At 45.6% G+C, this 12,643-nt stretch carries 10 protein-coding genes and 1 pseudogene; 4 read left to right on the top strand and 7 right to left on the bottom strand.

The window, feature by feature from the left end:
* The first annotated feature begins 63 nt into the window (after nucleotides 1-63).
* The 3 genes from AC6B99_RS10380 to yfkAB all read left to right on the top strand — a co-directional run bounded on the left by AC6B99_RS10380 (nucleotide 64) and on the right by yfkAB (nucleotide 4,007).
* Entirely contained in the window at nucleotides 64-1,518 is a 1,455-nt protein-coding gene (locus tag AC6B99_RS10380; RefSeq protein ID WP_494882709.1) for a 5'-nucleotidase C-terminal domain-containing protein, read from the top strand.
* 68 nt (nucleotides 1,519-1,586) lie between these two features.
* On the top strand, nucleotides 1,587-2,711 hold the full coding sequence (locus AC6B99_RS10375; protein ID WP_056039766.1) for an HD-GYP domain-containing protein: 1,125 nt from the start codon (nucleotides 1,587-1,589) through the stop codon (nucleotides 2,709-2,711).
* A 132-nt stretch (nucleotides 2,712-2,843) separates the two neighbouring features.
* Nucleotides 2,844-4,007: a radical SAM/CxCxxxxC motif protein YfkAB gene (gene yfkAB, locus AC6B99_RS10370; RefSeq protein ID WP_081418966.1), complete on the top strand. Its 1,164-nt coding sequence runs from the start codon at nucleotides 2,844-2,846 to the stop codon at nucleotides 4,005-4,007.
* Nucleotides 4,008-5,286: 1,279 nt separating this feature from the next.
* Here the strand turns inward: yfkAB and AC6B99_RS10365 are convergent.
* On the bottom strand, nucleotides 5,287-5,949 hold the full coding sequence (locus AC6B99_RS10365) for a hypothetical protein (RefSeq protein WP_496663372.1): 663 nt from the start codon (nucleotides 5,947-5,949) through the stop codon (nucleotides 5,287-5,289).
* Between the two features lie 36 nt (nucleotides 5,950-5,985).
* Nucleotides 5,986-6,162, bottom strand: a pseudogene (locus AC6B99_RS10360) (transposase family protein); the annotation flags it as partial.
* A 350-nt stretch (nucleotides 6,163-6,512) separates the two neighbouring features.
* On the opposite strand from AC6B99_RS10360, the gene AC6B99_RS10355 reads away from it, so the two are divergent.
* A complete protein-coding gene (locus tag AC6B99_RS10355) occupies nucleotides 6,513-7,193 on the top strand; it encodes an HAD family hydrolase (RefSeq protein ID WP_496663302.1) in 681 nt (226 codons plus the stop codon).
* Between the two features lie 82 nt (nucleotides 7,194-7,275).
* Here AC6B99_RS10355 and AC6B99_RS10350 read toward each other — a convergent pair whose 3' ends face one another.
* From AC6B99_RS10350 to AC6B99_RS10330, 5 genes are read right to left on the bottom strand one after another with little or no spacing between them, the layout of a single operon-like run.
* Entirely contained in the window at nucleotides 7,276-8,469 is a 1,194-nt protein-coding gene (locus tag AC6B99_RS10350; protein WP_063892628.1) for a YheC/YheD family endospore coat-associated protein, read from the bottom strand.
* Nucleotides 8,426-8,929, bottom strand: coding sequence for a GNAT family N-acetyltransferase (locus AC6B99_RS10345; protein ID WP_155973386.1), 504 nt, complete (start codon nucleotides 8,927-8,929; stop codon nucleotides 8,426-8,428). The genes AC6B99_RS10350 and AC6B99_RS10345 overlap by 44 nt, the downstream gene beginning before the upstream one ends.
* A complete protein-coding gene (locus tag AC6B99_RS10340; RefSeq protein ID WP_056039771.1) occupies nucleotides 8,929-10,083 on the bottom strand; it encodes a YheC/YheD family endospore coat-associated protein in 1,155 nt (384 codons plus the stop codon). Before AC6B99_RS10340 ends, AC6B99_RS10345 begins: the two co-directional genes overlap by 1 nt.
* On the bottom strand, nucleotides 10,083-11,459 hold the full coding sequence (locus AC6B99_RS10335; RefSeq protein WP_056039773.1) for a YheC/YheD family endospore coat-associated protein: 1,377 nt from the start codon (nucleotides 11,457-11,459) through the stop codon (nucleotides 10,083-10,085). The genes AC6B99_RS10340 and AC6B99_RS10335 overlap by 1 nt, the downstream gene beginning before the upstream one ends.
* Nucleotides 11,456-12,643 carry a YheC/YheD family endospore coat-associated protein gene (locus tag AC6B99_RS10330; RefSeq protein ID WP_496663301.1) on the bottom strand — a complete coding sequence of 396 codons (1,188 nt, stop codon included), beginning with the start codon at nucleotides 12,641-12,643 and terminating at the stop codon, nucleotides 11,456-11,458. Before AC6B99_RS10330 ends, AC6B99_RS10335 begins: the two co-directional genes overlap by 4 nt.

The raw sequence follows: 12,643 nt of genomic DNA, 5'->3' as shown, positions 1-12,643 counted from the left end.
TAAAGAGACAGCCTAAGACAGTTAGGCGGACGTTTATAACTTTTAAATTTAGAGGAGGCAGGCATGGATTCCAAACCACGATTAGAGCAAAATATTGTTATTTTACACACCAATGATATTCATAGTCGCTTGGAAAATGCTGCACGAATTGCTTCCTATATAGCTGATCAACGTCGCGTTCACGGTAAGGACAACTTGTTAGTCCTCGATATCGGCGACCATATGGACAGAATGAGAAGTGAAACAGAAGGCAGTGACGGCATGGTGAATGTTGCACTGCTTAATGAAGCAGGTTATGATGCGGTAACTATTGGAAATAATGAAGGGCTAACGTATTCCAAGGAAAGACTGGCCGAATTATATGGCCAACATGCCAAATTTGCCGTTTTAGGGGCGAATATGTTGGATGCGGCAACGAACAAGCAACCGCCGTGGCTACTGCCTCATATTATTGTAAATAAAGGCCATATAAAAATTGGTTTAATTGGTGTTACGGCAAATTTTACGGATTTTTATGTTTTGCTCGGTTGGAATGCGACGGACCCTTTCGAGGCAATTCAAAAACAAGTAGAGCAATTGCGTGAAGAAGTGGATTTGATCATCGTGTTGTCCCATCTAGGGCTGGCGAATGATGAGCGGATAGCGCAAGAATTGACAGGTGTTGACCTGGTATTAGGTGCTCATACCCATCATTTGCTTGAGGAAGCACTGCAAGTAAAACATACTTCGATTTGTGCAGCTGGGAAATTTGGCGAGCATATTGGGCGTATCGAAATTACACTGGGGACTGCTGCTGCCAAACCGCAAGTAAAGGCGGCTTGTGTACCGACTGCTGCTTTTGAGGAACAACCGGAAGCTGAAGCTATTATTGCAAAATATAAAGAAGAAGGGCTCGCACGACTCAATCGTACAGTCGCATGTATTGATGAGCCTCTTTCGACGGCTATTGCGCGAGAATCGCCGCTCGCCAATTTGCTTGCAGCAGGTCTAAAGAGACATACTGCAGCAGAAATCGCGATTGTAAATACCGGACAATTGCTAGGCGGCTTGCAGCAGGGAGAAGTGACAGCTGGACAGTTGCATGCGTTATGCCCGTCTCCAATAAACCCTTGCAAAATGCAGCTTACTGGCAGGCATATCAAGGAGGCTCTTGAGCAATCCCTTCTGCCGGAGTATATGGATAAGCGAATTAAAGGTTATGGGTTTCGCGGCGAAGTATTAGGAACACTTGCAGTAGACGGTCTCCAAATTATTTTTGATTCCGAGCGGCCTCCGCTGGACCGAATTGTTAAGATATTGGTCAATGGACAAACTCTAATGGAAGATAAATGGTATAATGTAGCTTCCATTGACATGTTCACGTTCCATATCGGCTATTTGTCATTAGGACAAGGAGTCAATATAGATTATTTTTTGCCGGAATTTATTCGAGACGTATTGGCTGAAGCATTGAAAGAACAGGCAAATATTGTGGATTGCAAGCTGCTTAGGTGGAATAATATAGCATCAACGATATAACATTTTTATTAATTTTATCCGATGTATTAATTAAGAAGAAACCACTCAGTCAAGGAAGGATCGAGAAAATGCGTTTGATGCCTATAACAAAGACTCAGCCCGGCATGCGATTGGCCAAAAAGATTTTCTCACATGATGGTTTAGTGCTGTTAGGGGAAAATGTTGAGCTGACCAGTCGGCTTATTACCCGGCTCAAACAATGTGGAATACAGTATATATATATTCTTGATCCGAAAACCGATGATATTATGATGCCAGAGATCATTCGCGAGGAAACGCTGCTAGTTGCCTTAAAGGAAATCCGTACAAATTTTCGTGATATGATGGATCGACCAAAGCGTAAAAAAGGCGTTACGTATCCGTATATTGGCCAAACCTTCAAACAAATGATGAATTTGATTATTGATGATTTGTCCGCCCATAAGGATGCGATGATTATGCTGATGAATATGGGAACGGTAGATCATTATTTATATCAGCATTCTTTAAATGTGTGCGTCTACACGACCATTCTTGGCATAGCCTACAATTATTCACATGAAGAACTAATGACTCTCGGGATGGGGGCGCTGCTTCATGATATTGGAAAAACACAAATTCCAATTGATGTCCTTCAAAAGCCAGGAGCTTTAACTCCAGATGAATTCATCATGATGAAAAATCACGCTCGTTTTGGCTTTGAGCTATTAAAGGATGAGCCCAATCTGCCGCTAATTGTGGCTCATTGTGCCTATCAGCATCATGAACGGCTGGATGGCAGCGGATATCCAAGAGGAATCAAAGGCAATGAAATCCATGAGTATGCAAAGTGGATCGGGTTAGTTGATTCATATGACGCTATGACGACTAATCGGATTTACCGCGCCCCGATGCTGCCGCATCATGCTATTGAGCTTCTGTATGCAGGAACTGGAACCTTATACGAACAGCATATGGTACAATTATTTCGAGATAAGGTAGCCATTTATCCTATTGGTATTACAGTGAAAATCAATACAGGCGAATCAGGTGTAGTAGTGGATTTTAATCATGCCTATCCACATCGACCGATTATTCGTATATTAAGCAACGAGGTTGGGGAAGATCTCGCTGTGCCCTATGAAATCGACATGTCGAAGCAGCTAAGCATTATGATTATAAGCGTAAATGATGAACAAAATGATTTGCCTGTACTATCAGCTAAAAATGGGTAATAGCATGAGGAGCCTGCTACTTGGGGCTCTTTATTCTTTTTCATGCCTATTTATTGCTTCTTTCGGATTCGAACATTACAATGGTACTAGAAATTATACAATCGAAAGATGCAGAAATCAGGTGTTGATAAAATGAATACATTGAATGCTATAGTAACAAATCCATTAGCTATGAGTGGCAGCCTCAAGGCTTTGCCGCAGCTAACCCCAGTTAACGACCCATGGGATCCTATTCGTTCAATCCAGAAGTTCGGCAAGCACCAATTGACGAGCGTGGAAATGACGATTTCAAACTTATGCAATATGCGCTGCGAGCATTGCGCGGTTGGCGATACGCTAGTTATGTCGGAGCCAGCCAAATTGCCTTTAAAGGATATGCTCAAACGATTGGATGAAGTTGAACATTTGCAGACGATAAGCATTACTGGCGGAGAGCCCTCCTATTCGGCTAAAACGGTCAAGGAATATATGCTGCCGCTGCTTCAATATGCCAGAGATCGTGGTGTTCGTTCCCAAATCAACTCTAATGTAACTTTACCATTCAGTCGCTACGAGGCGATTATTCCTTATTTGGATGTCATGCACATTTCATTTAACTATACGAATGCGGATGATTTTCACCAAGTAGGCTTTGCTAAAGCTGGTCATCATGTTTCCTACGAAGCTTCGGTTAAGCTGTATGAACGAATGATTGAGAATGCACGTCTTTTAAGCAAAGCAGGCGTATTAGTATCTGCGGAGTCCATGATTAATTTCCGCACACATGATAAAATCGATGAAATTCACCGACTCATTGTAGAAATGGGCTGCGAGCGTCATGAAGTGCATCCTATGTATCCAAGTTCATTTGCTAAAGATTTGCCGGTCATCACTCGTTTGCAAATGCGACAAGCCATTGAGCGGTTATTGGATAACCGCGACCCGTCAGTTTGGATGTTGTTTGGAACGCTGCCTTTTTATCAGTGCAGCAATCATGCAGAGGAACGTGCGCTGCTTAGCCGTCTGGCCGCTGAGCCAAATGTCACAGTACGCAATGACCCAGATGGACGGAACCGTCTAAACGTCAATTTATTTACGGGAGAAGTATTCGTCACCGACTTTTCAGATGTTCCATCATTTGGAAACATAGCGAGCTCTAAGCTAGATGACTTGTTCACAAAATGGCTGGATCATCCGTTAGCACAAGACGTAAACTGCTATTGCCCTGCTGCCTCTTGCTGTGGCCCCAACTTACTGGTAAAAGACATGTACTACAAAGAAGTAGATTTCCACCAACGCACGGCCCGCTTCGATTAAAGCTGCTATGAATAAAAAACGAACAAAAATGACTGACACCCTTTTGCGTGTGCCAGTCATTTTTGCGTGCTTGCACATAAATATAGGAAATATTAATGTTTGCAAAAGCTCTGATTTTTGGATGATGCCTTCACTATAAATTTTGCTTTAGCCCATTATCCCCTTAGCTCAGAAAAACGACCACTAAACCTGTAGCCTTATAGAGCGCAGAACATAAGCGCAGAACATAGAGCATGAACATGTAGAGTAGGACCTAGAGTGTAAACATGTAGCGTAGAACCTAGAGTGTGAACATAGAGCGCAGAACCTAGAACGCAGAACCTAGAGCGCAGAACCTAGAACGCAGAACATAGAATGCAGAACATAGAACGCAGAACCTAGAACGCAGAACATAGAGCGCAGAACGTAGAACGCAGAACATAGAACGCAGAACATAGAGCGTAGAACCTAGAGCATGAACATAGAGCGTAGAACCTAGAGCATGAACATGGAGCGTAGAACCAAGAGTGTGAACATGTAGCGTAGAATCTAGAGTGTGAACATAGAGCGTAGAACATAGAGCATGAACGTGTAGCGTAGAACCAAGAGTGTGAACATAGAGCGTTAAACTAGAGCATGAACAAAGAGTGTAGATCAAGATCGTGGACGTAGAACATCGAGCATGGACCATAGAACGTAGAACGTAGAACGTAGAACGTAGAACGTAGAACGTAGAACGTAGAACGTAGAACGTAGAACGTAGAACGTAGAACGTAGAACGTAGAACGTAGAACGTAGAACATTAGCCCATCCAAGCATCGATTGATAAATCAATAGATTATAAAATATCGTAGAAAAATAGAAAAAGCTCGAAAGCTCGTGCTTTGGGAGTTCCGAACTTTTGGAATGGAAGTGCTACTGAGGAGAGGAACTGTTTTGTTTTTTCAGAGGAAGTAGGATGAATTGAACTTGTTGTCAATGAAAACCTTGAATTAATAAAGGGGAATGCTAAAGAATAGTACTAGTGAAGACAAAAATTTAATAGAAAACTTGTGCCAAAATCTAATATTTTATTGGGTCAGAGAGAGACTGAATAACTAAACTCAAAACATCTGTGTAATATTTGATTGCGAGAAAAGACAAATTCAATCTTTTATTGGTGATATTGAAGTTTCAAGAATTCAAAAACATTGAGAAAGAGTGGGCCCTAACAAAAAGGTGTAATTGGTTAGACTGTGATTGCAATTTTTAAAGAGGAACTGATTTATGGTTATAGTATAATATGAAAAAATTGGAGAGTTTACTGTGCCAGTGGCAATAGGGCGTTTTTTGATAAGGGTCTGCCCAAGCATAATGATGTAAGTTCGTGCAAGAGAGAATGCGGGTCTAGGCTCGGATTATTCAGGAAAAAGCAAAGGTAGTTCAGATAAGACTGCAAATGAGTAGCGCCAATTCCCTTAAAGCAAGCATTTAATTTAATGATGGAACGTTTATATTGTGATCTAAGTAATCTCGAATCTGCCATACGGTACAATGGCTGAATAATTATATTATTAACGTATGAATCGCTAACGCAGTTGCGAGCAAAAGCAGCTACACCTGAACGTAATAAGCATCTTTCATTCAAATGAGCAGATGGGATAACTTTGAACTTAAAGTATGAAGCAGAGCAAAAGCTGGAAGAGCAGGCTATAATAATTGAACGCTCTTTAGGTGAGTCATGATTGGATGAATGTTGCTTTCTAGCATATAACTCCACTGCAGCTTTAATAACACCAGATAACTTTTCATGTTCATCGGCTTGGCTTATAAATTGGCGAATTTTGTGGAGCATGCCCCAGGCTGTTTTATAAGTTACATGCAGAGCTATTGATATTTGAACAGCGTTAATCTGAAATTGGTGCAGGGAGATTAGAAATAACACAAGCAACCATTTGCGCAATGGTGTTCGGCTTTTTACCATGAGAGTTCCAGCGGTTAGTGTCGTCTGATGACGGCAGGAATAGCATTGATATAAATCAGAGAATCGCGAAGTGATCCTATAGGCTGCATGGTGATTGCAACGAGGGCAGCGAAAACCTTCCGGCCATTTAATACTATAGAAAAAAGAATAGCATGCTTCGTTAGTGGAAAAGCAACTATCGAACTTTGCAATAGACTCAGAAATGGCAGGCATCGCTAACACCTCACTCCGATGAGAACTTATGTTCTTATTTTATCGAAATGATGATAGGAAGTCAATTAGTTAGGATGGTAGATGGAAAAAATTTTCTGAGCTAAGGGGATAATGCCTGTAAGCAACAAAAACAGCAGAGTCTCTCTAGGACAGAGCCGCTTTCTTGAATGACTCTAAGTTTGAAATATAACCATTACTTGATGCGGCGTTATAGTTTTTTAAAAGGGTTTAGAAAGAGTCAGAGGTATGGTGTGTTTAGGCAGCAGAGTAAGGGCCTAACGCGTTAGTACTTGCGGGGGCTCAGCATAATTAGTATGATAAGGACACATAATTCGAGGAGGCACTTACATATGGCGGGGGAGAAATGGACGAAGCCGGAAGCGGTTATTTTTGATATGGATGGAACGTTGTTTGAGACGGATACACTGTTAGTATCTGTTCACGAGCGGTTGTTTCAAACGCTGCGTGAAGAAGGTCTGTATAATCAGCCAACACCGCCTATTGAGCGGCTGCTCAGCTGCCTTGGCATGTTGCTGGAAGATATTTGGCGTAAAGTTATGCCTGACGCTTCAGATGCGGCTCATAGACGCGCTGACGAGCTGATGCTGCGTTATGAGCTGGAACAGCTGGAAGCAGGGGAAGGCAGATTGTATCCTCAAGCGGAAGAAGTGCTGAGAAAGCTTAAGGAGCAAGGCATCAAGCTGTTCGTAGCCAGCAACGGGCTGGAAGAATATGTGCGTGGTGTGGCTCGCTACAAGGGCATTTACGATTTGTTTGACGGATTGTATAGTGCAGGGGAGTACCAAACGGCGACGAAAGTAGATTTGGTTGCTCAATTATTGAAAGATCATCAAATTGCATCGGCATGGATGGTTGGGGACCGTTCTTCTGATGTGGAGGCGGGAAAAGCAAACGGGCTTAAAGTAATTGGCTGCGCTTATGCAAGCTATGGACGAGATACCGAACTTGCTGGAGCAGATGTGCTGATTGCCAAGTTGCCGGATATCGTAGAGCTGTTGGCTGAGGCTTAAACGAATTGTAATAATAAGAACCTGGTTATGATGGCGTCTCGTAGATGACGTCACACAGCCAGGTTCTTTTTTATGTGAATCATTAGGCGGAATCGGTCGAGGATTTGCTTAAGCCATCCATATGGGTCAAGCTGCTGCTGCTGTTGTTGGTATTTGTAATGGTATTTTTGGCTTTTCCAGTTTTTTTCTGCCGATAAAGCCATAGGGCATATTCTAAAGGTTTAATAATCGCCTGTTTGTAAGCCTCTTTCTCGCCCGCTTGGGCGAATACTTCCCTTGCTGGTTTGGGATTGACTTCAAGCAGCCAGATTTGGCCCTTGCGGTCAATAGCCAGATCGAGAGCAAGCTCACAAAGCTGTCCATAAACCTGCTCGAGATGTTTGGCGACATTAATACTGAACTGTTCGGCGTCCGCCTCGATCTCTTTAACGAGTGAGGCATCGCTTACCCATTGCTGCAGCAGTTCATTCATGGGAACAGCATGGCCTCCTCCGTGAAGGTTGGAGGTTACGCTGCCGAGAGGTCCTACTCTGCCCGCGCAGCCTGTTACGCTCCAAGCGCCTTCCCCGTTTTTTTGGACGAGCATGCGGTAATCATGCACGCGTCCGCTCGGAAGCTTGAGGTGGATGCCCTGCTGGGCTATATAACGGGTACCTTTTAAATCCCATGCGGATAAATAGCCGCTTAAGGAGGCGGCGTTTATTTTTTGCGGGCTAATAATTCGTCTTGCTTGATCGCGGCCTTGAATGAGAAGGTTTCCGCTTTGTTTTCGCTCAATGCGCAAAATGCCTCTGCCACCTGTGCCGTTAATCGGTTTAAGGTAAATAAGCGGATGTTTGCGCAGCATCTCGGATACGACTTGGGCATTTTCTGCAATGCGTGCTGCAGGAAGATAGCTTTTAAATCGGGCGTCCTTTATCAATGTTCGATGTATCGTCCATTTGTTGCGAAGCGGACGGTTGAGGAAGTTGAGATGGCTATAGCGGGATCGGAATTGCAGCAGTTGATCGAACCGATAAGTACGTTGAATGCGGCAGCGGTCAAAAATCATGTGCGGAAACGAGGTCCATTTCCGCGACCATTTTTTGGATGTTTCATTATAAATTAACGCATGAATGCGATTTTGTTTGTAGTTGACATCTTGAGGGGTGAAAATAATAATGTCGAGACCCAGCTTGCGGCCAGCAGTTGTCATTTTACGGTAAATATCCCGTTCTTCAAGCATACCGTTCTCATTGAGGTATAACGTCAATATTCCGAGTACAGGCTGCGTCATTAAAAGTTCTCCTTTCAAAACGGAGCGTCGGCTTGCCGGTCGGTCCGGTGAACATAGATACCGCGCTCATTCCAATGCGGAAGCATAGTGCCATGCTCGGAATGTTGTCGACCGCAACATGACAGGTTAATTGGCCCAATCTGCTAATTAGACTCCGAGCGACAGTCGTTCCGACGCCAAGCTCGCGGGCTTCTGGATGGACGACGAAAAAGCATTCCTGCTTGCTGCCATTTGTTGCGAAGCCCACGCCAAGTAAACGTGAGCCTTGCCTGGCGATTGAAACGGCCGCCTCGGAATATGCAGCATCAACTGATGGGACGAGTTGGGCAGAATTCAAGGCGCGAAAGGCTTGAATGGAGGCAGCTGTCAATCTCTTATCGCTATACTGAACAGCAAAATCAGCCAGTCGATTGCGATAGCAGTTCCATTGTTTCGGAGTGAGCAGCTGCACTTCCATCATTACACGCCTCCTGCCTTGCCAGCTTTTTTATTTGTTAAATATAAGCCGTATTGAAAAATGCGCTCAAGCGATTTTTGACGGATATGAGGTTCGTCGAATTTCATTGGCTTGGAATTGGCCTCGAAAAACCAAACGCTGCCCAAGCTGTCTATTCCAAGGTCCATCGACATCTCGCCAAGCGTTTGCCCAGAGCCGCGCTCGATCTGCCTCGCTATCAGCAAGGCGGTACGTTTAGCTTTCAGAAGTATTCTACGCGCCTGCTCTGCATTAAAAGAACTAATGAGCAGTTTCTCCGGATCTTCAATCATTCCGCCGCGAGGTACATGAGTCGTAATGCTCGAGGAGCCGGCGACCCTTGCGCCGATTCCTGTCATTTCCCATCTGCCGTCCCCGTTCTTCTGGACAAGGGCACGGAGGTCGAAGCGGCGGTCATTGAAGGAAGCAAGCTGGATACCCTGCTGAGCGATATAGGCCTCGCCTGAGCTTTGCTTTTGGATGCGGCTCCACAGCTTCGTTATCGTGGCGCAATTATAGGTAGCACTTTTGCGCTCTTCCTGGATTTTTAAACGATAGGGCAGCTGCTTCTCGGCTTTAAGGGTAATCGTCATAATGCCTTTGCCTGCTTTGCCGCTCTCTGGCTTCAAATATAAAAAGGAATGTTTTTGCATCATTTTGCCCAGCCCGTTGAGAGACATTAACTTGCGAGTCAAAGGGATGTAAGGCTTAGTCGTTTTGGATTGGCGAAGCCATTCGAATAAATGCCACTTGTTGAAAAAAAAGGGGTTGAATAATGTCACTCTGGGATCTTTAATGCAGGCATTGATTTTGTTTTTGACGGCTGGCAGCAGCTCATCCTCCCGTTGAGGGATACGATTATAAATAATGTCCGGAAAAGGGAGCAGGCGCTGCTGCCATATTTCCTGCTGTTCGTCAAAAATGAAGCCCTTCAGACTGGTCCGGCTTAAAAATAGATTTTTGGCAGTGAGCACGTAAACGATAAAGCCCTGCTGCCGGCCGACACGGATTAAATCAGCAAAATTGCTGCGGTTGCCGCGAAAAAGTTGAATATCATCCTCTATAGTCAAAATAGCGAGTACGGGCCTTCCGGCCCGGATCTCCGCTGTTGATTCCTGTTCTTTAACCAGCTGCTCCATCAGCTGTCACCCCCTTGGAACTTGCTGAGGTACAGGCAATGTTCAATGATATAATCCAGTGAGGCGCGACCTTCCGATTTTAAGGAAGGATGTTTGAAAATAGAACGGCCAGGTTTGGCATTAGCTTCAAACATCCATATCTCGCTATTTTTATCGATACCGATGTCAAGCCCCAGCTCGCCAAGACGGTGCGGATAGTTGCGTTCAATGGCTTCCGAAAGGTTGATGGCTACCTGCTTCGCTTTGTCGAGCACATCGGCAGCCTCGCTGCCGAAGGTCCGGCTTAGCGCCTGCTGCGGCGTCATGAGGGAGCCGCCGTTTTTGACGTGGGTAGTGACACTGCCCCGCCCGGCTTTTTTTGCGCCAATTCCTGCGGGCACCCATTCGTTCTGGCCGTTTTTATGCATATGAAAACGGAAATCAAGCGGACAGCCGTCAATTTCGGCGAGCCGTATTCCCTGTTGGACGACATAGTTATTTAACGAGCTGCCGTGGCGCGCATGCAGCATGCGGATCATGCTCTGGAAGTTAGTAAAGCGCAGCAGCACATTTTGATTCCCTTTGCGGTACCTTGCGAAATAGCCCCGCTTAGGGTGATAGGTCAAGCGATAAATGCCAATGCCAAGGCTTCCGGCTGTAGGCTTGAAATATAAGAAATGATGCTCTTCCAGCATCTCCTTGATTTTCTCCGGCGTAGGGCCTGACACCGATTCAGGCAAATGCTGCAGGGCCTCTGGGTCTTTATCGAGCAGCTTGTAGACATCCGATTTATTGAAGAAGCTCCAATTGAAAAACGGGATTTTCTTCCTTACAAACCGCTCGCGCAGCGAGTTGATCATGGTCGAGGTTTCCGCTTTGCGGCTGGGAAGCCGATTGTAGACAACGTCAGGAAGCGGAACCGTTTTGCGATACCAGTTGCCTTGGGCGGTCAAAAAGTAGCCATTGACGGTTTCCTGCTGCCAGTTGATGTCGTTTGGCGTAAAGCCAAACAAATATGCTTTGCGCTCTCCCGACCGGATGACTTGCTTAATGAAGCCGGTTCTTGCGCCAAATGGCGCACTATCGGAGGAAGGGGATCCAATATCGCTTAAGATACCGACCAAGGGCCCCAGCTGGATTTCATTATTTTCGGATTGAAGCAAATAAATATTGCCAGTCTTCGGTACTTTGATAGACTGGCGGACACCCGCCGATAAATACAGATGGTTGCCTTGGCGCTTGACTGGGCGGATGGCAGCTGTAATGACTTCTCTGCCTAGCTTGAGGAGCATCGTTTTTTTGCCTGACAGCTTCAGTTCTTTAAGAAGCGGACTGGACAGATAGACGACTCGATCGGTTTGTTGGGAAAAGTGTACGTTGCAAGTTGTCAAACTCATGGAAGAACCTCCTGAACGTTGTCATACCGAGAACGGTCTAATACGGGTGATGGAGTAATTAACGGCGTATGGAGACGGCGGGCCAGCATTTGGGCATAGCCTATTGGCCGCTCAAGAGATTGTGCAGCACATCTCTCAAGGCCAAGTCGCCTAAACGCCGATCTTCCTGGTCTGGAGTTCGCTTCCAGAAGCCATAATCGTCTGCCCTGCTCAATGCCAAAATCAAGTCCAAGCTCAGCTAGTCTGCCGAAGCGCTGTTCAAGCTGCTCGGCTGCATACAGGCTTATTTTGTGAATTTGCTTCAATAAAAGATCATTTATGGCTTCACCGTATTCCGCTATAAGCAGTTCCTTCGCAGATCTGACCCCGCCTCCTCCGTGGAGGTTGGAGGTGATCGAGCCGCTCTGTCCGCAGCGGGCTGCAAGGCCCGTTACTTGCCAGCGTCCATGCGCATCTTTCTGTACCAAAGCCCTTATATCGAAAGGTTCGCCTGTTTTTAGCTGTAGCTGCAAATACGGCTGAATAATGTAGCTGGCATTTCCGATAAACTGGGCTAGCCATTGCTCCAGCTCTTTCAAGCTAAGGAGCTGCTTCTGAAAAGGTAAATTGCTTTTGCTGCGTCCTGAAACGGTCCAATACCCTTCGGTATGCCGCCTGAGCAGCAAGGCGCCTTTGCCCTGCATGCCTGAAGCGGGCTTGAGAAACAGCCCTGCGCCTGGAGCTGAAAGACGGCTGCGCAGCATAGCGCCATGGCTATAACGCTGGGTAGTAGGCAGAAGCGGCTCGATACGCTCATTGCTCGCCAGCGCTTCGTAAACCTCCCATTTGGACGGGAGGCTGCCGTTCAAAATGATATGCGGCTTGCACGCTGCAATAGCTTGCAGGGCGCTGCGACAAGCAAGCTGCTCTTCCGTGTTTTTGCAGAAGCGCCGATCGTAAATAATATCGGGCAGCTTGCAGAGGCCCTTCTCCCATCTTTGATTCAGATAGCGATAGCCCTGGAGCTGACCGTTAACTTCATTAAATTCGCAGGGAGAAAAGACGTAAAAATCAATTTTTTTCCTTCTAGCGGTTTCCGCAAGCTGCTTGTAAAAGGCGGGCTCTGGAAGCCGCGGCTCCTCCTGCGTGGCATGCATCTCAATGGAAGCAACATATAATCCGATCGTCATGCCTTCTGCTGTCAT

This window comes from Paenibacillus liaoningensis, from assembly GCF_059609455.1.
This window is presented reverse-complemented; position numbering and strand designations above follow the sequence as displayed.